21 protein-coding genes are annotated in these 22,732 nt (G+C 52.9%); 6 read left to right on the top strand and 15 right to left on the bottom strand.

Annotated features, from left to right (window positions below; translation table 11 throughout):
• The first annotated feature begins 23 nt into the window (after positions 1 to 23).
• From DFP90_RS11605 to DFP90_RS11590, 4 genes are read left to right on the top strand one after another with little or no spacing between them, the layout of a single operon-like run.
• Positions 24 to 1,244: a phosphopentomutase gene (locus DFP90_RS11605; protein ID WP_115936657.1), complete on the top strand. Its 1,221-nt coding sequence runs from the start codon at positions 24 to 26 to the stop codon at positions 1,242 to 1,244.
• Between the two features lie 30 nt (positions 1,245 to 1,274).
• On the top strand, positions 1,275 to 2,150 hold the full coding sequence (locus DFP90_RS11600) for a phytanoyl-CoA dioxygenase family protein (protein ID WP_218044655.1): 876 nt from the start codon (positions 1,275 to 1,277) through the stop codon (positions 2,148 to 2,150).
• Positions 2,147 to 3,139: an adenosine deaminase gene (add, locus tag DFP90_RS11595; protein ID WP_115936656.1), complete on the top strand. Its 993-nt coding sequence runs from the start codon at positions 2,147 to 2,149 to the stop codon at positions 3,137 to 3,139. Before DFP90_RS11600 ends, add begins: the two co-directional genes overlap by 4 nt.
• Before the next feature lie 22 nt (positions 3,140 to 3,161).
• On the top strand, positions 3,162 to 3,869 hold the full coding sequence (locus tag DFP90_RS11590) for an HAD family hydrolase (RefSeq protein ID WP_181905319.1): 708 nt from the start codon (positions 3,162 to 3,164) through the stop codon (positions 3,867 to 3,869).
• Positions 3,870 to 3,897: 28 nt separating this feature from the next.
• Here DFP90_RS11590 and DFP90_RS11585 read toward each other — a convergent pair whose 3' ends face one another.
• Complete coding sequence (locus DFP90_RS11585; RefSeq protein WP_115936654.1) at positions 3,898 to 4,356, bottom strand: MarR family winged helix-turn-helix transcriptional regulator; 459 nt, start codon at positions 4,354 to 4,356, stop codon at positions 3,898 to 3,900.
• 196 nt (positions 4,357 to 4,552) lie between these two features.
• Between DFP90_RS11585 and DFP90_RS11580 the strand changes: the two genes are divergently transcribed.
• The gene (locus DFP90_RS11580; protein WP_181905318.1) at positions 4,553 to 5,380 is read left to right on the top strand and encodes a tetratricopeptide repeat protein; all 828 of its coding nucleotides are present in this window, start codon (positions 4,553 to 4,555) and stop codon (positions 5,378 to 5,380) included.
• 98 nt (positions 5,381 to 5,478) lie between these two features.
• Here DFP90_RS11580 and DFP90_RS11575 read toward each other — a convergent pair whose 3' ends face one another.
• The 9 genes from DFP90_RS11575 to DFP90_RS11535 form a co-directional block, all read right to left on the bottom strand.
• Positions 5,479 to 6,441 carry a type II secretion system F family protein gene (locus DFP90_RS11575; RefSeq protein ID WP_115936652.1) on the bottom strand — a complete coding sequence of 321 codons (963 nt, stop codon included), beginning with the start codon at positions 6,439 to 6,441 and terminating at the stop codon, positions 5,479 to 5,481.
• The gene (locus tag DFP90_RS11570; protein WP_115936651.1) at positions 6,438 to 7,421 is read right to left on the bottom strand and encodes a type II secretion system F family protein; all 984 of its coding nucleotides are present in this window, start codon (positions 7,419 to 7,421) and stop codon (positions 6,438 to 6,440) included. The genes DFP90_RS11575 and DFP90_RS11570 overlap by 4 nt, the downstream gene beginning before the upstream one ends.
• The gene (locus DFP90_RS11565) at positions 7,408 to 9,111 is read right to left on the bottom strand and encodes a TadA family conjugal transfer-associated ATPase (protein ID WP_245957043.1); all 1,704 of its coding nucleotides are present in this window, start codon (positions 9,109 to 9,111) and stop codon (positions 7,408 to 7,410) included. The genes DFP90_RS11570 and DFP90_RS11565 overlap by 14 nt, the downstream gene beginning before the upstream one ends.
• Positions 9,108 to 10,334 (bottom strand): CpaE/TadZ family protein, encoded by a 1,227-nt coding sequence (locus DFP90_RS11560; RefSeq protein ID WP_115936650.1) that lies wholly within the window; start codon positions 10,332 to 10,334, stop codon positions 9,108 to 9,110. Before DFP90_RS11560 ends, DFP90_RS11565 begins: the two co-directional genes overlap by 4 nt.
• A gap of 3 nt (positions 10,335 to 10,337) precedes the next feature.
• Positions 10,338 to 11,027, bottom strand: coding sequence for a CpaD family pilus assembly lipoprotein (locus tag DFP90_RS11555; protein WP_115936649.1), 690 nt, complete (start codon positions 11,025 to 11,027; stop codon positions 10,338 to 10,340).
• A gap of 11 nt (positions 11,028 to 11,038) precedes the next feature.
• A complete protein-coding gene (locus DFP90_RS11550) occupies positions 11,039 to 12,412 on the bottom strand; it encodes a type II and III secretion system protein family protein (protein ID WP_181905317.1) in 1,374 nt (457 codons plus the stop codon).
• Between the two features lie 28 nt (positions 12,413 to 12,440).
• Entirely contained in the window at positions 12,441 to 13,406 is a 966-nt protein-coding gene (gene cpaB, locus DFP90_RS11545) for a Flp pilus assembly protein CpaB (RefSeq protein ID WP_181905316.1), read from the bottom strand.
• An 11-nt stretch (positions 13,407 to 13,417) separates the two neighbouring features.
• A complete protein-coding gene (locus DFP90_RS11540) occupies positions 13,418 to 13,921 on the bottom strand; it encodes an A24 family peptidase (protein ID WP_115936646.1) in 504 nt (167 codons plus the stop codon).
• A 181-nt stretch (positions 13,922 to 14,102) separates the two neighbouring features.
• The gene (locus tag DFP90_RS11535) at positions 14,103 to 14,288 is read right to left on the bottom strand and encodes a Flp family type IVb pilin (protein ID WP_115936645.1); all 186 of its coding nucleotides are present in this window, start codon (positions 14,286 to 14,288) and stop codon (positions 14,103 to 14,105) included.
• Between the two features lie 366 nt (positions 14,289 to 14,654).
• Between DFP90_RS11535 and DFP90_RS11530 the strand changes: the two genes are divergently transcribed.
• Positions 14,655 to 16,037, top strand: a complete 1,383-nt coding sequence (locus DFP90_RS11530; protein ID WP_181905315.1) for a vWA domain-containing protein — start codon at positions 14,655 to 14,657, stop codon at positions 16,035 to 16,037.
• 125 nt (positions 16,038 to 16,162) lie between these two features.
• Here the strand turns inward: DFP90_RS11530 and DFP90_RS11525 are convergent, their stop codons facing one another.
• The 5 genes from DFP90_RS11525 to DFP90_RS11505 all read right to left on the bottom strand — a co-directional run bounded on the left by DFP90_RS11525 (position 16,163) and on the right by DFP90_RS11505 (position 22,485).
• Positions 16,163 to 17,521, bottom strand: coding sequence for a TRAP transporter large permease (locus tag DFP90_RS11525; RefSeq protein WP_115936643.1), 1,359 nt, complete (start codon positions 17,519 to 17,521; stop codon positions 16,163 to 16,165).
• Entirely contained in the window at positions 17,521 to 18,120 is a 600-nt protein-coding gene (locus DFP90_RS11520; RefSeq protein WP_115936642.1) for a TRAP transporter small permease, read from the bottom strand. Before DFP90_RS11520 ends, DFP90_RS11525 begins: the two co-directional genes overlap by 1 nt.
• 31 nt (positions 18,121 to 18,151) lie before the next feature.
• On the bottom strand, positions 18,152 to 19,144 hold the full coding sequence (locus tag DFP90_RS11515) for a TRAP transporter substrate-binding protein (protein WP_218044654.1): 993 nt from the start codon (positions 19,142 to 19,144) through the stop codon (positions 18,152 to 18,154).
• A gap of 240 nt (positions 19,145 to 19,384) precedes the next feature.
• Complete coding sequence (locus DFP90_RS11510; protein WP_115936641.1) at positions 19,385 to 20,734, bottom strand: sigma-54-dependent transcriptional regulator; 1,350 nt, start codon at positions 20,732 to 20,734, stop codon at positions 19,385 to 19,387.
• The gene (locus tag DFP90_RS11505) at positions 20,731 to 22,485 is read right to left on the bottom strand and encodes a sensor histidine kinase (protein WP_147300995.1); all 1,755 of its coding nucleotides are present in this window, start codon (positions 22,483 to 22,485) and stop codon (positions 20,731 to 20,733) included. The genes DFP90_RS11510 and DFP90_RS11505 overlap by 4 nt, the downstream gene beginning before the upstream one ends.
• Positions 22,486 to 22,732 lie beyond the last annotated feature (247 nt).

The following is a 22,732-nucleotide window of genomic DNA, read 5'->3' as shown; positions in this document are numbered from 1 at the left end:
AATTGATATTCAGGAATAAGACGATGGCACGGGCAATCATTCTGGTAATGGATTCATTTGGCCTTGGCGCGACTGAAGACGCACCAAGCTTTGGCGACCAGGGTGCCGACACATTGGGCCATATTGCCAGCCATTGTGCCGAAGGTAAGGCCGATAATGCATTACGCAACGGGCCCTTGACCCTGCCCAATCTGGTGAAACGGGGCCTCGGCCTTGCCGCAAAAGGCAGCAGTGGCCATGAACCCGCGGGACTGGAGCTGAATGGCCATACCCTAGCCGGTGCCTATGGACATGCCGCAGAGGTCAGCAAAGGCAAGGACACACCCAGCGGTCATTGGGAGATTGCTGGCCTGCCGGTTGAGTTTGACTGGGGCTTTTTTCCAAACACGGTTCCAAGCTTCCCCGACGAGCTGATCGAGGAATTTATCCGCGAAGCCAATATTCCAGGCATTCTGGGAAATTGCCATGCGTCCGGGACCGAGATCATTGCCAAGCTGGGGGAAGAACATATCCGCACCGGCAAGCCGATCTGCTATACGAGCGCGGATTCTGTTTTTCAGATTGCCGCCCATGAAGAGCATTTTGGCCTGGATCGGCTCTATGAGATTTGCGAGATCGCCAAACGGTTGACCAAAAAGCTAGAAGTCGGCCGGGTGATCGCCCGTCCCTTCATCGGGCAAAATGCCGATGATTTTGCGCGGACAGGCAACCGGCGGGACTATACCACCCTGCCCCATGCAGATACCCTGCTGGATCTGATCAGCGCCCAGGGCAACGAAGTGATTTCAATCGGAAAGATTGCCGATATCTTCGCCGGCAAAGGCATCACCCGCAAAGTAAAGGCCAACGGCAATATGGCTCTGTTTGACGCAACACTTGATGTCGTGCGTGATGCGCCGGACGGCTCCCTGGTTTTCACCAATTTTGTGGATTTCGACAGCTCATTCGGCCATCGGCGGGATGTGGCGGGTTATGCCAATGCATTGGAAGAGTTTGACCAGCGCCTGCCCGAACTGGATGCTATCCTGAAACCGGGTGACCTGGTTTTGATCACCGCAGATCACGGTTGTGACCCGACCTGGCCCGGAAGTGATCATACCCGGGAACATGTGCCAGTCATTTTTTATGGGCCGGGAATTGAAGCAAAAAACCTGGGCCGCAGGCGCACATTTGCCGATATGGGTCAGACAATTGCGACCCATCTGGATGTTGGTCCATTGGCCCATGGCACGGCCTGTTTCTAAGAAAAACAAAAATCTTTGGGGGAATTGTATATGCAGATGCCACCACGCTTTCACGCGACAGTTGATGGCCACCTGACGCCGGAAATGCTGTCCGCCTTTAACCGCGATGGCTTTTTGATTCTGGAGGATTTTGTCTCCTCCGATGCATGCGACCGTTTGAAGGATCAGGCAAATGCTTTAGTCGATGCCTTTGATCCCAGCGGGATCTCAACAGTTTTTTCCACCAAGACCCGATCCCATGCCAAGGATGCCTATTTCCAGGAATCCGGGGATAAGATTCATTTCTTCTTTGAAGAAGAAGCCTTTGATGAAAATGGCAATCTGAAACAGGAAAAAGCTCTTTCCATCAACAAAATGGGTCATGCCATGCATGATCTGGATCCGGAATTCCAGGCCTTTTCCCGCACCGGGAAACTGGCACGGCTCTCGCAGGATCTCGGCCTTTCCGATCCGCTGTTGTTGCAGTCGATGTATATCTTCAAACAGCCGCATATCGGCGGTGAAGTGAATTGTCATCAGGATTCCACTTTCCTTTATACCGAACCACTGAGTGTGATCGGTTTCTGGTTCGCGCTCGAAGATGCCACAGTGGAAAATGGCTGCCTCTGGGGAATACCTGGTGCCCATACCGGCACGTTGCGCCAGAGGTTCCTGCGCCGGGACGGGAAAATGGTGATGGAACAGTTGGATGACAGTCCCTGGCCGGAAAATGAAGATGTCCCCCTGGAGGTCCCGAAAGGTTCGCTGATCCTGCTGCACGGTAAGATGCCGCACAAGAGTGGCCCTAACCGGTCCGATTATTCCCGCCATGCCTATACCCTCCATGTCATTGATGGCGCTTGCGCCTATCCGGAAGACAATTGGCTGATCCGGGATCCGTCCCTGCCGCTTCGAGGATTTGCATGATGACAATCAAATCCCTGCCCAAAGCTGAGCTGCATGTCCATATCGAAGGCACGATCACGCCTGAGCTGGCCCGTAAACTGGCCGATCGCAACGGCATAACGCTGCCCCAGGCGTTAAACGGCCTATCGGATCGCTATCACTGGGACAATTTCAATCATTTCCTGGATGGTTTTGATCTGGTTGCCGGTTGCATTCGAACCGGCCTGGATTATGAAGATGTTGTCTATGACTATCTTCGACGCTGCGCCGCGGAAGGTGTGATCTATGTGGAGTTTTTCGGTTCCCAGGATCATGGGGAACAGGCCGGCTTGAATTATCCCGAGATGGTCGGCCATCTCGCCGCGGCAATCGACCGGGCAGAAGCGGATTTCGGCATCATCTGCCGCATTATCATGACCTGTATCCGCCATCTGGGACCCGAGCGGGCTGTTATTGTCGCCCAAACCACTGTCGACCATCCCCACCCCTATGTGGTGGGTTTCGGCATGGCGGGCGATGAAAAGCTGCATAGTTGCCTGGATTTCAAACCGGCCTTTGACATTGTGGCGGCGACCGGCCTGCCCTGTACCGCGCATGCCGGTGAGGTGGTTGGGCCGGAGAGTATTACCGATGCCCTGGACAACCTGCCGATCACTCGGATCGGTCATGGAGTACGCATCGTCGAGGACCCGGCCGTTTTGAAGCGAGCGATTGATGCCAAGATCGCATTTGAGGTCTGCCCGACCAGCAATATCGCCCTGAAGGTTTTCCCAACAATGGCGGAACATTCCCTGCCCAAACTCTTGGAGGCAGGCTGTATCGTTACTTTGAATTCCGATGACCCGCCGCATTTTGGCTGCACCATCGGCGGTGAATACGAGCTGGCGGCGGCCCAGTGGGGCCTCTCCCGCGCTCAGTTGATCGGATTCACCAAAAATGCCATCACGGCAAGCTTTGCAGATTCGCAAACTAAGGCTAAACTATTGGAAAGACTGTCAGGACAAGAATAACCAAGAAAGGTATCTGACGCCCATGCTTCGACTGATTGCTTTCGATGCGGACGACACACTCTGGCATACGGAAGACATGTTTCAGGATACCCAAAAACGATTGGGTGACATTCTAGAACAATATGCGCCACGCGAAAAAGTGGATGCGGCGCTGGGCAAAACCGAAAAGCAAAATATCAAACTGTTTGGTTATGGCATCAAGGGCTTCACCCTTTCCATGGTGGAAACCGCCATTGACCTTTCTGATGGCAGGATCGAGGCCCAGCAAATCCACGAAATTGTCATGATGGGTAAAAAAATGCTGGATGCACCGATGCGATTGTTCATCGGCGTGGAAGATGTCTTGCGCACCCTAAAACAGCGCTATCTTCTGGCGATAATCACCAAAGGTGATCTTCTGGACCAAACCAACAAAGTTTACAAATCCGGCCTCGCAGATCTTTTCGACTATGTCGAGGTTGTCAGTGAAAAGGATGTGGCAACCTATTCCGCCCTATTCCAGGAATGGTCCATTGATCCGGCCAGCGTGATGATGATCGGCAATTCCGTTCCGTCTGACATTGTGCCGGTTCTGGAACTGGGTGGTCATGCAGTGCATATCCCATATGAAATGACCGCTGTGCATGAAATCCACCATAAGGACCCCACACATCAGAATTTCACCCGTTTGACTGATATCTGTGAAATCCCGGACCTGATTGATCAGATGGAGCTCCGGGAATTGATCTGAGCGGCGTTATTAGCCGCCTGTCTGGCGTTCAGTTATAGGGACGGAATTGGATATATTCAGACCAGCAGCGTTCAACCTTGCGCAAGGTCGAGCAAATGCCTTCGATCTCAGCATCGTCAATGGGTTGGTCCATGACCGAAACCTGATTCAAATGATCAATCCCGCGCACCATCGGGATAAGCTCTTTTCCCTTTTCCGTCAGGGATACCCGAACGGCGCGTTTGTCATGCTCGTCCCGCTCCTGGTTCAAATAGCCATATTCAACCAGCTTGCGAATGCTATAATTCACATTCTGACCGAGGTAATATCCCCGTTCCACCAGGTCGCGAACAAGGATCTCAGAATCACCAATATTGGCAAGAACCAAAGCCTGAGGGGCATTGATATCACGAATACCGCGGTTATTCAGCTCAATCCTTACGATATCCAAAAAACGCCTGTGCAAGCGCTCGATAAGGATGATCATCTCAAAATATGCGTTATTCATGACCGATTTGCCCCTAAGATCCTGAACAATAAATCGAAAATAGCACGGAGTTAATGGATAACAAATAATGACTAGCAAAAGAAAGGTAAAGAAATTACTTGGATGCTATCTTTGAAGCTATGTTACACAAAATCAACGCCATAATACTATTTTTGATTACCATGATATGACTTTTCTTAAGAGCAGGATAACCAAGATGAAGAATATTTTCAGCGTTTTTTATGCAAAACGGTTATCTGCCCTCTGTTTGACGCTGGTCCTAGTGGCCTGCAATACGGCTCCGGAAAGAGAAATCGAATCAGATGCCGTTTCCGAAACAAAACTGATGGAATTGGCGCAAAAGGCCGAATCACGAAACGATATTGACGCCGCGATCGCTTTTTACCGCCAGGCCAATCTGGGCTTTCCAAATGCCATCGGCCCGGTCGAAGCCCTGTCACGCAATTACAGCCTTACCGGAGCCCATCGAAATGCCGCCATTTCCTATCGCAGACTGGCGGAACTGGTCAGCCCTGACCGCGTTTCCCAAACCCGCATTCAGGAAGGCCGTGCCTGGTTAAAGGCGCGCAACCCCACCAATGCCGCCCTGGCCTTCCAGGCGGCCATCGATTCCGATATCAATGCCGTGCCCGCTATGCTCGGTCTGGGGGTTGCCCAGGAACTGACTGGGAACAATGATCGGGCACGGATCAGTTATCAGCGCGCCTTGAAAATCGAACCCGATAATCCGGCTACTCAGAATAATCTTGCCCTGTCCTACATTATCGGCGGCCAGGCTAATGAAGCGGTCACACGGCTTGAAAAGCTGGTAGAAACGCACCCGGATAAAGCCAGCTATCGGCAAAATCTTGGCATGGCGCTGATCATGGACGGCAAAGAAGCACGCGCCAGAACGGAATTAAGCCAGATTTCCCAGGGCGAGTTACTCGAAAACAATTTGGTTGCTTTCAAAAGGCTGCCGGAAATGAGCCCGGCCCAGCGAGCGCAATTTATCTTCAACAGCCAATTGCTCGGCAGTAAATGACCTGAAAAGGCGAAGGGCCGCGATTCGCCACAAACCACGGCCCTTCATATGCCCGGAACGGACCCATAGGTTCCGGTGCAATCTCTATCTGTCCTGCTTTACATGCCCGAAACCGAATCCAAAGTCTGAAAAATTGCCGGTGCGAGCAAGACAATGAAAAGCGACGGCAAAATGAACAAGACCATCGGAACCGTCAGGGTCGCCGGAAGCTTGGCCGCCTTTTCTTCCGCTTTCAGCATCCTTTCATCGCGATATTCATCCGCAAGTATGCGCAGCGAGTCCGCCAATGGGGTTCCGTATTTTTCTGACTGAAGCAACGTGTTCACAACACTTCGGATCTGCTGCATATCTGTCCGGCGCGCAAGATTCTCAAGGGCTGTCCGACGTTCCGGCAGGAAACCTAACTCCGCTGCCGTGAGGGAAAATTCATCTGCAATTTCCGGCGAGGCTGCGGCCATTTCTGCGGAGACCCGCTTTAAGGAGGCCGCCAATCCCAATCCGGCTTCGGCACAGATCACCATGAGATCCAGGGCATCCGGTACGCCCAGCATCACGCCAAGCTGGCGCTTTTTGACCAGTTGCTTGACCACGATGTCGGGCAGTTTCGAGCCGATGAAGACCGCCAGCATGGCAACGAACACCTTACCCATCATGCCGAATTCGACAGGTTTTATGACAAAGAGAACAAAACCTGCAATCATGCCCAGCACAATCGGCATCACCAGTTTGCAGAAGAGATAGATCACAAGAGAGTCTTTTGACCGCAATCCCGCCAGTACAAGACGTTGCGCAATCGCATCGGCATGATGGCTTTTCATCAAATTCAGCTTTTCGATGATGACCCTGATGAAGCTGCGGGTATTGGTTTTCAGGCTTTGGCGGCGCTTTGATTTAACCAATTGCCCTTGCTGGTTCAGCACATAGGCCCTGAGCGCCTTATCGCGCTTCATGCCCTGATTGCGTTCTGCCAGGACGAACCAAAGAGCACCATATACAGCCAGGACAGAAAAACCCGCCAGGAAGGTCAGCCAGTCGACATCGTTGAATTCACCAAAATTCATATCCGGAACCTCACCATCTTGCCCATGACCACACCGGCAATGACAATCAATCCAATCCCGACTGCCGCTGCCTTTTGTCCGCGGCTATCCTCGATCAGGATCATGGCATAATCGGTTGAAACCAACATGATGATCCCAAACAGGACAAAGGGCAGCGATCCCAGGATATAGGCACTGGCGCGCGCTTCAGAAGACAGCGCCTTGATTTTCAGTTTCATGGTTTTTCGCCGACGCAGGATCTGGGCGAGATTTCCAAGAGTCTCCCCAAGGTTTCCGCCAGTATCCTGCTGGATCGACAGGGAAATCACAAAGAACTTCAATTCCTGGACCGGCATCCGGTTGCAGGCCGCCCATAAAGCGTCATTCAACGGCGTTCCTATTTTGACGGCTTCAGTGATTTTGACAAACTCTTCGGAAATCGGGCCGGTAAATTCGCGACTGACCGATGCGATCGATTCACCGATCGGCAGGCCTGCTTTCAATCCGCGGACCAGCAATTCGATAGCATCCGGAAAATCCTTCAAAAACAGCATGCACCGTTTTGAAATCATATATTTGATGGCAACCGAAACGATGAACGGGCCAGCCGAAAGTCCGATTAATGCGGTCAAAGGAAGAGGCAGTCGACCAATCACATAGGCAAGTGCGGCTACCATCACCCCGATGCCGAAGGAAAAAAGCAGAAACTGGGAAATGGTGATGTCCTTGCCCGTCTGTGACAGCAAATATTCAAGACGTTGGCGACGCGGCAAAATCTTGATCACATAGGTTAGCCAGCGTTTTTCGCTTTGCTTAGCCTTCTTAAGCGATGCGTTCCCGGTTTGATCCGATGCATGATGTTTGCCCTGATATTTCTGAAAATCATCCAGGCGGCGTTTCACAATTTTCTTATGTTTGCCGCCTCCGGCCAGCATCAGAACCATGCAAAAGGCGCATCCGCCCGCCAGGGCGATGAGTATCATGAACTCAAGCGTTAGCATGATCGCTCTCCGCCGCCATGGCCTGCATCAGGGCTTTTTCAAGTCCGTAATATTGAGCCCGGGTCATGAAAACCGGACGCAAACCGCTGCTGATAAACTCGCCGGTCAAGTTACCCTCGGCATCCTCGCCGGTAAATTGATAGGTGAAGAGGTCCTGGGTCGTCACAATCTCCCCTTCCATCCCGGCAATTTCCGTCACCTTGGAAACCCGACGTACCCCGTCGCGCATCCTGGATACCTGCACCACCAGATGCACGGCATTGGCAATTTGTGACCGCACTGCCTCATGGGGCAGTTTCACACCGGCCATTGCCACCATATTTTCAAGCCGGGTCAAAGCCTCGCGCGGGTTGTTGGCATGGATCGTACACATGGAACCGTCATGACCGGTATTCATGGCCTGCAGCATATCCAGGGCTTCAGAGCCCCTGATCTCACCCAAAATGATCCGGTCTGGCCGCATGCGAAGGGTGTTTTTCAGCAATTCACGCATGGTGATCTCGCCCTTCCCCTCCAGGTTCGGCGGCCGGGTCTCCAGACGAACCACATGAGGCTGCTGAAGCTGCAATTCCGCCGCATCCTCGATGGTGCAGATCCTCTCCCCCACATCAATCATGTGCGAAAGTGCATTCAACATAGTGGTCTTCCCTGAGCCCGTACCGCCGGAAATCAGGATATTCAACCGACAGCGCGAGGCGATTTTCAAAACCTTTGCCATGGCTGGCGAGACATTCCGTTGGCGCTCCATCACATCCAGGGTAATTTTCTTTTCAGAGAATTTACGGATGGAAATGCTGGGGCCATCAATGGCCAGCGGCGGAATAATGATATTCACACGGCTGCCATCTTCCAGACGCGCATCCACCAGGGGGGTGGTTTCATCAATGCGGCGTCCGATCCGGGACACAATCCGACTGGCGATATTCATCACATGGGCATCATCTCGGAATGTCACGTCAGTGAGTTCCAGCTTTCCCTTGCGCTCCACATAGATCTGTTTGGCTCCGTTCACCATGATATCGGTGACGGCCTCGTCCGCCAGCAACGGTTCAAGCGGCCCGAGACCCAGCATGTCATTCAACAGCAAAGTGACAAGATCGCGCTGTTCGACCGTATTAAGCTGGATATGCTCATCTTCGAGGATTTCCTCGACAACCTCATTCACCTGGCTGGCCAATTCACCGCGCGGTGTTTCCAGCACCTTGGCAATATCAATCCTGTCGAGAAGAATGTTCTGCACCGCCTCTTTGGCATGGTCGATGGTGGATTTTGTTTTCTGGGCCGCGCGCGCGTCGCTCTCGCCGTCTGGCGCCTGCTTGCGGGCTTCGAACAGGATTTCATTGAGGGCTGATGTCACCAGGTCCCTTTTATCATGCGGAGCCACCTCGACGCCTTCTTTCATCAGTACTTCTTCCAACGTGGATTGCACGCTGTTGGAGGCTTCCTGGCGCGGCATGATCAGGACGGTGACAGGTTTATTGCGTTTGAAAAATTCCGTGATTGTGGCGTTCACAAGATTCTCGTGATGATCCCCACCGTCCAACACCCCTTCTGCATCTTTGGGCGCGACTGCGCGCTCATCCGTTTTGGGGACAGCTGCACTGGTTTCCTTTTGTTCCTTGGCACGATAATCGTCAATTTCGACCACTGATGCCGGTTTTGGTGGGGGCGTTCTGCGTCCAAACATCATTTGCCTCCCTTGCCTTTGAGTAACCTGGCCAGAATACCGCCGGATTTTTCTTCTTTGACGCCAGACATTGCCTGTGCCGCCTTGCGTGTTTCGGCGATCGCCTTGCCACTTTTGCCTTGCGCCAGGATCGGCTTGCCATCTTCAACGCTTTTCATGAACAGATCGGCCTGTTGCGGGATCATCGCCGACAGTTCGGCACCGAGGTTTTTCTCAAATGTTGCCTGGGGCAGTTCACCGGCCTTGGACAGGCCTACATGATTGGCAACCACCAGAAAACGACAACCGATCCCCAATTCCTTGACCGCTGTTTTTATTCTTAAAACATCACGCAATCCCGCCAGGGTCATATCCGTCACCACCGTGAGCGACGAGGCAATTTCCAGAAGCGGCTTTGCGTAGGGGAGTTGGGCTTGCGGCAGGTCGACCACAATCCGGTCAAAGCCCTTGCGAGTTAGATCTATGATCCGACCTATGCTTTCCTCCGAGGCGTCAATCGGATTGGATAGATTCTCCTCACTGCCGAGCAGAAAGAATTTGTCATCAACACGAACCATGGCGCGTTCCAGAAACAAATCATCCACCCGATCGGGATTTTCCAGTGCCTCCCGAAAACCGCGCCCCGGCTCCAGATCCAACTGCAGCGCTGTGGTTCCGAAATAAGGATCCAGATCCAATACAATCGTGCGCCAGCCGCGATCATGCGCATAGGACCAGGCAGTATTCACCGCCAGAGTTGATGCACCTGCCCCGCCTTTGGCCGACAGGACAATATCAATCTCCGCCTCTTTTCCGCTGTTTTCCGCGGGACCTTTTTTAGGCTCTTTGGGCGCCAGCGCACTCAGCAGATCCTCTTCTGATAGGGGTTTGGTGAGATAGTCTCTTACGCCCATCTGAATCAGTCGCCGATAGAGTGCCACGTCATTTTCCAGCCCGATCACAATGACTTCCGTGCCGGGATCACAGACTTCCGCAAGCCGATCCAACACGGATTCCGGATTGCTGTTTGAACCGATATCCACCAGGATGAGATTCGGTGTTTCCATGTCGGAGAGCATAGAGACCGCTTTGTCGATGCCATCCGTATAGACACGGTTTTCCGGCAGACCCGCCTTTTTCACTGCCGCTGCAACAACGGCGGTGGTCTCCTCATCAGCCAGAAAAGCCATGAAGGTTTCACGAGACATGTCCGGCGCCTGTCTTTCGTCTTCCGCCAAGGCACTCATCAGTCATTCTCCCGTCTGGCTCGAGGAGCTGGATTCAGACACAAGACCAAAATCATCAATATTCAACGGCGTGGTCTCACGTGTGCGGTAGCGCTGGATCGAAGAAGCGGCCAAATCGCCATCAAAAACCCCGTCACTTCGCCCTTGGACAAGGTCCATGGGACGATCGATCATCAGGCCAAGATTGGTGACATTGGCACAGCCAAAATTCTGGTAAGTCAAATTGCTATACCCGTCCAAAACATCATCATTCCAGTTGGGACAGTCCGGCAATTTGATCACGGCTTTCGTCACCGCAACCACAATCGGTTCGGATCCCTTCCCCCCGGCATCAACTGCTTCGATCCGTTTTGCCCGAACCTGAAACCCCTGGTCCTCCAGAATTGCCTTCATGATGGCCGCCTGATCCCGCTGGGCAGGCGTATTCTCGTATCGCACTTCAATCGGGTCATCCCGCCGGGTCCGGATCCGCGTCATGAACTGGGAAAGCTGATCCATCTCCAGACTGTGCGGAAGGTTGTTGGCCGGGTCAAAATGGACGGCATGGGTATAATCCACGGAATGAACCTCTAATTCAGGAATACCGTTTACCTCTTCCCAGTTTTCAACATAGCGTTCACAGCCAGCAGCCATCATCGCCAGGGCCAGAAAACCAGTGCGGATCGCGTATTTTCGAATGATGTGACGGTTCATGTCCCGCACTCCTATTCAAATTCAAATCCAACGGGGCCGATGACCCGCTCGCCCATTTCATTCACAATCACCCCTTCACCCACCTCCCTATTACGGCGCTGCATCCCTTTCCCAAGCAGGCGTTCAACATCCGATGTCGGGGCAAAGCCATCGGTTGGCAGGGCAAGTCGACGGCTGGAAACCGGTTTGACAACATAGGGGGTGACCACAATCACCAGCTCGGATTCATCGCGCTGGAAATCATCGGACCGGAACAGCGCGCCGAGGATCGGGATATCGCCAAGCCCCGGAAATTTATTGACGTCATGGGTGACATCATTCCGGATCAGGCCGGCGATGGCGAAGCTTTCACCACTGCCCAGCTCAACGGTTGTTTCCGCACGCCTTGTGGTCAAACCCGGCACTTGGAATGTATCCAAGACCACGGCATTCGTATTATCCAACTGGCTCACCTCCGGTCGCACATGAAGATTGATGCGCCCGCCCGTGATCAGGGTCGGGGTGAATGCCAGGGAGACACCAAACTGCTTAAACTCGATGGTGACACTGCCATCGCTGTCTGGCACCAGGATTGGAAATTCACCGCCGGCGAGGAAACTCGCTGTTTCACCGGTCAGGGCGGTAAGATTGGGCTCCGCCAGAATCTTCAGCAGCCCTTCCTGTTCCAAAGCATCAATCACCGTATTGAGCGAAAAGGCACCCAAGTTTCCTGCCAGGGTCAGGGTATTTTGGGTGATGTTGGAATTGAAGGTATTGAAGGTCGAAAGTGCAAAAGACCCGCCCTTGCTGGCGGTCCAGTTGAAACCGATCTGTTTCTGCACATCGCGGGTGATCTCAGCCACACGGACGCGAAGATTGATTTGGCCGGCAGACGCGACATTCAATTGGTTCAACACCACTTCCGGCGCACCGGCGGTTCTTTCCGCCAACCTGCGGATATTTTCTGCATCAAGTGGGGAATCGACGGTTCCACGTACCAGGACATTGCTGCCAACGGCGCTGACCGCGATATCGTAATCGGGATAAAGGGTGCGGATCTCATGGCGAAGCTGCACCAGATCCGGTGTCACTTTGATCGTGACCTGCGCGAGCAGTTGTTCGTTGCGGTCAACGGCAAATAAGGTTGTTCCGCCAGGTTTTAACGCCGAAAGATAAACCAGACTTGGCGATTTCACCTGAATATCGGCAACAGTAGGATCCGCGATAAACACGGTTTCCGCCCGGCCCGGCAAGCGGATCAAACGACCCTGACTGGTCTCCACCTGCAAGGTCCTGTTTGCGCCGGAAAGCACTTCCAGTTCAGCCTGGCCAAGCGCGCCTGGTAAAAATACCGGCTGGCTCAGCAGCAGCGCTGCGGCGATTTTTATGACTGAAAACTTTTTCATGACGTTATCGCCTCTCTGGTCTTTTCCGTTACTGGTTTGTGGCGGCACCGCCGCCTCGCAAGACAGTAACATTCGGCTCAGGCGTCGCCTGTTTGGTCCGGGTGCGTTGCTGGCGCAAAGACGTATCCACGCCGTTGACCGTGAATACTTCCACATCAAGAGTAAAATTTCGGTTATCTTCCTCTTCGCGGGAACCGGTATTGAGGAAACTGGTCAACGCATCTTCGGTCACCTGATTCACCGAAGCCACCTGATCCTGAAGCCCCCGGAGACTAAGCGAGAGGTGCCCCATCGCGAGGCCGAGTGCGATTTTCTCCGCTTGTTTCTGGCTTACTTCAACGGTCGCCGTTTTCGCGACCACCGGCTCTTCATCCTCATTGATCATGGATTGGCCGATCGCCAGCACACGAATATCCTCCACGAGTGTCAGACTGGCATAGCGGGTTGCCGTGCTGCCCTCCATATCTTCGCCTTTAAGCTTGAGGCTAAGCATCAGGTCCACCCGGTCGCCCGGGAAAGCAAAGCCGGCAATACCGGTGGTTTCAGAGATCGGAACCGTGATTGCGCGGTTGCCGGGAGCCAGGACAGCCGCCAGGAAGCCGCTGTCGCCAGGATGCACAAAGTATTTTTCAGTGACCGGCTGGCCGGCCAACAATTTCTGGCGCGCAACCGCCCCGTTATGAGCAAGACGAAGCTCTTGATCAACCTCATCATTTTCAAGATCATCGCGATAGACGGTGATATAGCTGTCCATGACGTTTTCTTCTGGCCAGGACACCCATTCCAGACTGCCTTCCTGAACAAAACTGCCGGCCGGCAACGGTTCTTTCGCTACAAGCACCATAAGGGCATTGCCAAGAACGATCTCATCTTCGCTATTGGCCTGCACGATATTCGCCTGGCGTTCCTTCAATATCAAAGTCCTGGCGTAAAAGGCTGTACCGCCTGCCATAATCATGGCGATGAGCGCGAATATAAGAGTGCGAGCAGACATGATCATTCTCCTCAGGGAACTTGACTAACCAACTGCCATACAACAAAAAATGTTCCGAAGCAGATGGCGATGCCATAGGGGATCTTTGTATTCAACAAGATCGCCTGAAGACGGTTCAGGCCCAATCGGCCAACCGCCAAAGACAGGCCAAATCGCGTATGGCCATACATTAAAATTGCGAAAAACCCGCCAGCGAGCGATGTCACCAGCAAAAAAGGCAGGACCAGTTGCGGCCCCGCCCACAGGGCGACTACCGTCATCAGCTTTACATCGCCACCGGCCATCCAGCCTTTGACAAAAAACAGAAAACCGACAGCAAACACACCGGCTGCCACCAGAAGATTGAGATAAAGGTCCGCAGGATCAGGATGGGCAATCACATAGGGAATGAAAAGAAACAGAACCGCCAAAGATACCCGGTTCGGGATCCGATATTGGGTAAAGTCAGTATAGGCCGCATAACAGGCAAGCAGTGCCAGCAGCCCAAGTGATACAAGGGTAATGGCGGTCAACATGGGTCCGGGTCCTAACTCTGTCCCCTATTCCGCCGATTGTGGCGTGGCAGTACAGGGAACCATTACTATCAGGTTCTTGAAAAAAAAGCCGGGAACCACAGGGATCCCGGCCTAATACATCGCGAGCCATAGATTGGCAGTTGTGGCGTAGATAGGGAATTGGCCCGCGAAGAACCTACTATTAAGGGGTCGTACCGGTAGCGGATTTCAGCTCGGTGCTCACCTTGTTAAACATGGCCTCCAAGTCATCCCCCATGGCAGACAGGGCGGTAATGGCGGCGACGGAGACCAGACCGGCAATCAGGCCATATTCAATGGCGGTGGCACCGGACTCGTCTTTCATCAATTCAGTCAATTTCGTAAACATGGGTCTCTCCTTGGAAAACCTGTATTCAATTCGTGAGTTGATTATTGAAGTAATCCCGACTCCGGTCAAAATATAAATTAGCAATCTAGTTTAATTTATTTAGCCATCTATATAGACGTATTACTTTTTCATTTTGCTTGTGTTTTTATTTAAAATTTTATGTTAATTCGAACGCGTTTTTCATTCATTAGAGATCTTTATTTATTTATCGGCCACCATCCGCTCTGGGAGTAAAATCACCCCAGTATCCTTATAAGGTTGAGTGACTGACCCATGAAAATATCCCGTTTGATCCGGAAGTGCCTGTCCCCTTTTCCACGCTCCCTTCAAGAATTCAGGAAGGACCAATCCGGCGGTGTTATAGTGATGGTTGCCCTATCCATCATTCCACTGGTGACCATTGTGGGGATCAGTGTCGATGTGGCGCGCGGCTATATGGTTAAATCCCGATTGTCAGCCGCTCTTGATGCGGCCGCCCTGGCGGGAGGCCGTGCCTTTTATCTCGACACGCGCGATGATGACATCAATATGTTCTTTGATGCCAACTTCCCCGAAGGATATATGGGCGCAAAAGTGACCGGCCCCCAAATCGCGGTGGATACCGCCAACGAGAGCATTACCGTCACAGCCTCCGCGCAGCTTGCGACCTCTTTTATGAGTGTTGTTGGGCTCGACAATTTTGATGTCGCTTCCAGTGCTGAAATCACCCGCAGCCAAACGCCGGTTGACGTTGTCCTGGCCATCGATATGTCTGGATCCATGGGCAATTGGACAGATGGGCAAACGCGAATAGCCGCCGCAAGGACTGCGGCAAAAGAACTGGTCCAAATTCTTTTTGGCTCTGATACTACCAGCAACCTGCTCAAAATCGGGCTGGTTCCCTGGAACGGCAAAGTCAATATTACGACAGACGGCACAGTATTTAACGATGCATTGACCACCTCAACCGCTGTGTCCGCTTATACAAGCCCGGTGGACGGTTCCAACCAATCTGTTGTGTATGAGGTCAATAACTCAGTGGTGCCCTTGTTCAGCGCCCCGCCTACCGATTGGAAAGGTTGTGTTTTCAACCGGTATGTCGATGACATAGACGACACCAACGATGCCGATATCTTTTATGGTGCGGGCAGTTTTGGCGGCACGGATTGGGTTGCCTGGGAACCGATTGGCCCTGAAGGCGAACCAATTGGCGGATCCGATGATTGTGATATGGCTGTTGGCGGCAATGAATGCACCCGATGCCTAAGCCACGGTGTAACCCCCCTCCAAAACAGTAAAACAACCATCAACAGCGCCATTGATGACCTGCAGAACCCGACGGGCACCACCAATATTCCAGGTGGCCTAGGCTGGGCCTGGCGTGTTTTGATGCCCGGCGCCCCCTTCACCGAAGCTGCCGCTCTCGCCGACCCGGACAAGGAACCGCTGCGTGCGATTGTCCTGCTGACAGATGGTGAGAATTTCGGCGGATCGGGTGACGGCTATAAAACCGTGTTTGGTTATGGCGGTACCGGCAATGCCGACATGAATAGCCGCCTGGAGAGTATCGCCGCTAATATCAAAGCTGATGGCGTAATCATCTATACGGTGCAATTTGCGAATTCCGGCACCAGCCTTCAGACATTGATGAAAACAGTCGCGAGCGGTCCAAACGCACCCTACTACAATTACGCCCCGGACTCAGATACTCTGTCCACGATTTTCAAGGAAGTGGGCAGCCATATCTCCGAGCTGCGGTTGACGAAATAACGGGGTCTCCCCGTTGGGGCAGCGGGCAGCCGCCGCATGGATGATCCACGCGGCGGCTGTTTCCCAAAAATAGACGGCCGGCAGTTTCCTGCCGGCCGCTTCCTTTTTTATCCCTTGGGTCTATCTCAATGAATCTGCGGCCCGAAGGCCAGATCCGGCAAGAAGGTCGACAGGAACGGGATGTAAGTCACCAGTCCCAAGAACACCAGCAGGATGCAAAGCCAGGGCAATGCCGCCTTGACCACCTGCAGGATGTTCATGCCCGTTATGCCCGATGTGACGAACAGATTGAGCCCGACCGGCGGTGTGATCAGGCCGATCTCCATATTGACCACCATGATGATCCCCAGATGAATGGGATCAATGCCCAACTGCATGGCGATCGGAAACAGGATCGGTGCCATGATCAGCAAAATGGCAGACGGCTCCATGAAATTGCCCGCCAACAGCAGCAGAATATTCACAACAATCAGAAATACCCAGGGCGACAGACCCGCCCCGATAATGGTTTCCGTGATCACATGGGGAATGCGTTCCGTGGTCAGCACATGGGCAAACAGCATGGCATTGGCCACGATGAACAGCAGCATGATGGTGATCTTCGCAGCCTCTACCACCACATGGTTCACATCCTTGTGGAAAATCGACCGCGGCAACGCCATCAGCCACTCGCCAGCAGAAATCTTCTCCATGCCTTTGAGCGGCCCCATGTCACGATAAACGAAAACCGCGATGATGAATGCATAAACAGCCGCTACAGCCGCAGCCTCGGTCGGGGTGAAGATACCGCCGTATATGCCGCCCATGATGATCACAACCAACATCAGGCCCCAGACGGCTTCTCGGAAAGCCGCCCACATCTCTGAAAAGGAAGCACGCTCCATGCGGGGCATGTTTTTGATCCTGGCTGCCACATAGATGCCGATCATCAGCATCAATCCCGCAACAATACCCGGGATCACGCCTGCCATGAAAAGCCTGCCGACAGAAACATCCGTGGCCGCTGCATAAACCACCATGACGATGGACGGCGGGATCAGAATGCCCAAAGTACCGGAATTACAGATCACTCCGGCAGCAAATTCACGGCTATAGCCAGCCTTCACCATACCGGCAATCACAATGGAGCCGATAGCAACAACCGTGGCCGGTGAAGACCCGGAAACGGCGGCAAAGAACATACAGGCCAGCACACTGGCCATGGCCATACCGCCACGCAGATGACCGACACAGTCAATGGCGAACCGGATCAAACGGCGCGCCACCCCACCGGTCGACAGGAAAGCCGACGACAGGATGAAGAAGGGAATGGCCAATAGCGTATAATGTTCCATGGTTTCGAACAGCTTCAAAGCCACCGATGCCAGGGAATCGTTGGAGAAAAACAAAATGGTCAGCACGCTGGACAGGCCCAGTGAAATGGCAATGGGCGTTCCGATCAACAGCAGCGTGAACAACGCAATAAACAAAAATGCGATTTCCATCAGACACTCCCCGTCGGATCTTGTTTTTTACGGCGCTCTTCGGCGCCTTCCTCGGCGACGCGGTCCAGATATTCCTTCATGGCATCCGCTGCCTCGTTGCCCAACACCAATCCATCCTGAAGACCAGTTAAAATGCGCCAGGCGACTTGCGAAAACCGGAAAAACAGCAACGCCATGCCAACCGGGAGAATTACCATCGGCACCCATCGGGGGATCGGCAGATCTTCCGCTTCGATACCGATCTTGAACAGTTTGGCGACATATTCATATCCGCCATAGAACAGGATGGCAGCATAAACCATAGAGGCAATAACCGCGATCATCCCCAAGGTCCTTTGCCCCTTTTTACCGAACAAATTGACCACGGCATCAACGCCGAGATGGGCGTTTTTCTTGACGCCATAGGAAATGCCGAACAGAACCATCCAGGCAAACAGGTAGGTTGTGAGTTCCAGGGCCCATACCGCGCCGGAATTAAATCCGTAGCGGGCGACAACCTGGGTGAAGGTCACCAGGGTCATCGCGGCGAAAAGGAGGGCGATAACGCCCTCCTCCAGCCGATCGATCACGGAACCCAGGAAAGTTTCTTTCTGGGACATGCCCAATCTCCTTCCCGGACTAAGGTGGTGATCAGGAACCGCTCTCGTTGGAGAGCAATGCAGCGTTAATCAGATCAGAACCGATATCGCCTTCAAACTCGGCCCAGACCGGCTTCATCGCTTCAACCCATTTTGCACGCTGTTCATCCGTCAGCTTGCGCACTTCCGTACCGGCAGCGACAACTTTCTGTTTGTTCTCGAGATTAATCTGGGTGGAAAGCGTGTTCCGCTCGTTGGTCACTTCCGTCAAAATCTGCTCAAGTTCCGCCCGGATGTCAGTCGGCAGGCCGTTCCAAAAATCGGAACTGGTGATTACGATATAGTCGAGGATGCCATGGTCGGTTTCGGTGATACCGTCCTGAACCTCGAAGAATTTTTTGGTGTAGATATTGGACCAAGTATTTTCCTGACCATCAACCACGCCGGTCTGCAAGGCACCATACACTTCGCTGAACGCCATTTTCTGCGGATTAGCATCCAAGGCGCGGAATTGCGCTTCCAGGACGTCAGAGGTCTGGATCCGGAATTTCAAGCCAGAGGCATCCGCCGGAGAGATCAGCGGTTTGTTGGCGGACATCTGTTTCATGCCGTTATGCCAATAAGCCAGGCCTTTGACACCCTTGCCTTCAGCAGCATTCAACAGGGCCTTACCTTCCGCACTGGCCTGGAACCGATCCACGGCATTCACATCCTTGAACAGGAACGGCAGGTCAAAAATGCGGAATTTCTTGGTGTATTTTTCCATCTTGGACAGGCTGGGTGCAGCCATCTGGACATCACCCAGCAACAGGGCTTCCATCACCTTATTATCATTGAACAGCTGGGAGTTCGGATAAACCTCGACCCGGACCTTGCCCTTCATGCGCTCATTGACCCGCTCTGCAAACAGGGCAGCCGCCTCGCCTTTGGGATGGCCGCTGGCCGCCACCACATGCGAGAATTTAATCACGATTTCTTCAGCCTGAGCCGACAGGGATGCAGCGATCATAGCAGCCGCAGCCACTCCCAGTTTCAACATGCGCATTGCGCCTCTCCTCATTATTCAGGTTCACTTCCAAGCCCCCTGTCTGTTGCAGGGGTAATTTCGATATGCCTGATATGAGCAATCTGCATGCCAGACATGCAGCCAGCACAAAACAGACAATAAATAATTGAAAATAAACGATATTAATGAAGGAGCATTGAGTAAGATTCGTTATTTTGTCACCAATTCCGGACAATTTCAAAATCCACATTGTGCGGATTTTCACACAAATTTTATCGGCTATTCGCGAAGAAAGTCCTTTCGATCCAACCCATATTTCTTGAGCTTGTCGTAAAAGGTTTTGCGTGGCAATCCGAGGCTTTCGTAAGCCTGTTTGGCTGATCCTCTGGCTTCTGCCAGCGCCTGCTCGATCAAATGGCGTTCGAATGCTTCGACCTGATTGACAAGAGGGCTTCCCTGCACATCTTTTCGGACCTGGAGAATGTTCCCTGATAATGGCGGCAGCCCGAGAACAAATCGTTCTGCCGAGTTTTTCAACTCCCTGACATTTCCCGGCCAGTCATGGGACATCAGGCCCAGCAGCAGATTCTGGTCCGGCATGGGGTTATCCCTGCCATGACGTTTAGCAGCCTGACCGGCAAACAAAGTGAAAAGCAGGGGAATATCCTGCTTGCGATCCCGCAATGCAGGAATATTGATCGATACAACATTCAACCGATAATAGAGGTCTTCTCGGAAATCTCCCCGGCCACTGGCTTCAAGCAGATCCACTTTGGTCGCGGCAATGACCCGGACATCCAGGGGAATCATTTCATTCCCCCCCAGCCGCTCTAACGCCCGCTCTTCCAGGACGCGCAACATTTTGACCTGCAGATCCATCGGCATGCTCTCGATCTCGTCGAGAAAAATCGTGCCGCCGGTTGCATATTCAAACTTACCGATCCGTCGTTTCTGCGCGCCGGTGAAAGCCCCTGCTTCATGGCCAAACAATTCGCTTTCAATAATATTATCTGGAATCGCACCGCAATTGATGGCCACAAAACGCCCCTTGGCTCGGGGACTGTGGTTATGCAGGCAGCGTGAGACAATCTCCTTGCCGGCCCCGGTTTCCCCCAGAACCAAAATATCGGCCGCAGTATCGGCAACTGAACGGATATCCTGTCGCAGAGCGCGCATCGGATCTGAACGGCCGATCAAAACAGATGACAGGCCATCAGACTGTTCCAGTTGTTGGGTCAGGTTACGGTTCTGCAAGATCAAGCTTCGCTTTTCCAACCCTCGCCGGACCACATCGATCAGCCTATCCGTTTCAAACGGTTTTTCGATGAAATCATAAGCCCCTGCCCGCATGGCTTCCACAGCCAGCGCCACATCGCCATGTCCGGTCACAAGAATGACCGGAATATCGGGGTCTATTGCCTGAATTCTAGAGAGCAAAGCCATCCCGTCTTCGTTGGGCATGCGTACATCCGTAACAACAACCCCGGGAAAAGATCGGGAGATATGATCCATCACACCACTGGTGGATGGAAAGGCAAGGCAGGGCATATCCTCGATCTCGAAAGCCTGGCCGCAGGAGAGCCGGATCGGCTCTTCATCATCCACCAAAAGGATTGTCGGGTCACTCATGCCACCTGTTCCGTATGTTTATTGGCTTCTTGCAAAACCGGCAGGGCAATGCAGAATTCCGCGCCACCCGAATCTTTGTTCGACACACTAAGAAGACCATGGAAGTCTTTAATAATATTGTAAGAAATAGACAGCCCAAGACCAAGGCCCTCACCGATTTCCTTCGTTGTAAAAAAGGGATCAAAGATCCGTTCAGTCGGCTCCACGGCAATGCCAGGCCCGCTATCGGCCACGAAAATCCTGCATTGCGCCCCCTCGGACATAGTGCGGATGGTCAGATATTTTTGCCGATCCTCTCGCATCGCATCCATGGCATTGCCAATCAGGTTGACCAACACCTGCTGCAGTCGCTGAGCGTCCGCATTAATCATGATCGGCTGGCTTGAAGGGGAGTATTGCAGATCTATCCCGTCCCGTTCCAGACGGGCCCCCATGAAGAGAAGGCTGTCCTTGATCACGAGATTCAGATCAACAGGTTGTAACGTGCCAGAACTCTCCCGGGCGAATGTTTTAAGATGACGGATGATATCGGCCATCCGTGAAATGAGATCCGAGATCACTTCCAGATTACGCCCTGCCTGTTCAGGTTTATCCCGGTCAATCAGTTTCACCGCATTTTCCGCATAGGCCTTGATGGCGGTCAGCGGCTGGTTTAACTCATGACTCAGGCCTGCTGACATCTGTCCCAGAGCTGCCAGTTTAGCGGCCTGAACCAGTTCATTTTGTGTTTGACGCAGTTCTTTCGTACGGCTTTCAACCCGGCTCTCCAGTTCATGGGTGAATTTTTCCAACTGTTCACGCGCATGCTGTTGCGCGCTAAGTCTATCCCGCATTTCCCTGCGTTTGCCTGACATTGTATAAAGTGTCAGTGCAACAAGGGCCGAAACAATCCCTGCCAGAACGGTAATCATATCGGCTTGCGCCGACGCTTCCCGGATTGGGGTTAATAGGGAAAGATACCAATCCACGTCCAGCATCGGTTTGGTCAACCGCAAAAAGGTTTTATTGACGGGCGGCCCCTCACCCGATGCCGGCAATATCAAAAGCCGCAAACCGTCTTCGGTCACTGCGCTCTCCTGCACCGGAAGCGGCTTGATGGCAACATCCTGATAGCGTCGGCTTTCACCGATTTCGTCCAAAGTGGCGGCGGGAAGCTCAGTCAGCGACCGAAAAACCCAATCCCGGCGATTGGACATGAAAACGACACCATGCAGATCGGTGACCAGGGCGGTCAAATCCCTGTCGTTGAAAATCCCTTCCAAGGCGGCCACGTCCACCTTGACGACCAGGACCCCCATGATGCGGTCATTTACCCTGACCGGACTGGCAAAATAATGACCGCGCCGCCGTGATGTCGTGCCCAGGGCTGAATATTGACCAAGCTTTCCTTTGACGGCTTCCTGATAGTAGGGTCGGTATGCGAAGTTTTTTCCGACAAATGAATCGGCTTGTCTGTGATTACTGGCGGCCAGCGTAGTCGCATCTTGCTGCAGGAGATAAATCTCATCGGCCCCGGTCAGATCCCTTATCTCCAAATAAAGGGCATTGGCAGCCATGACCCGGTCTTTGGACGTCGGATCGGAAAGCAAATTCTGGGTGACCGGGTGCTTGGCCAGGACAGCAGGTAAGGTCCGGTATTTTTGCAACTCCCCACGAAGGGCTGAGACATAAAGCGTCAGTTTACGCTGCCCATCCGCTTCCAGCTCAAGAAGATAAAATCGTTTGGTGGCCCCGTGGAGTTGCCACAGCATCAGCGCGGTCACAACGAGGAATATCAACAGGCCGAAAAGAAACCGCGGCCGCCGGTAAAACGGGTGTCTTTTGTCCGGAATAAAAGGCTCCGGGTGGTATGTTCGTTCCTGGTCCAAAGAAAAATTCACTTCGATAGGTTAGGCCGCGCCTGTCCCTTTTGACCTAGCACATCCTATCAACTTTGAAAAAGGCTCGCTGCAATTGCCAAGCTAATCAAGACCCGTTAACGTTTCCACCAATGATAAC

Source organism: Aestuariispira insulae, from assembly GCF_003385955.1.
Taxonomy (GTDB): Bacteria; Pseudomonadota; Alphaproteobacteria; order UBA8366; family Aestuariispiraceae; genus Aestuariispira; species Aestuariispira insulae.
This window is presented reverse-complemented; position numbering and strand designations above follow the sequence as displayed.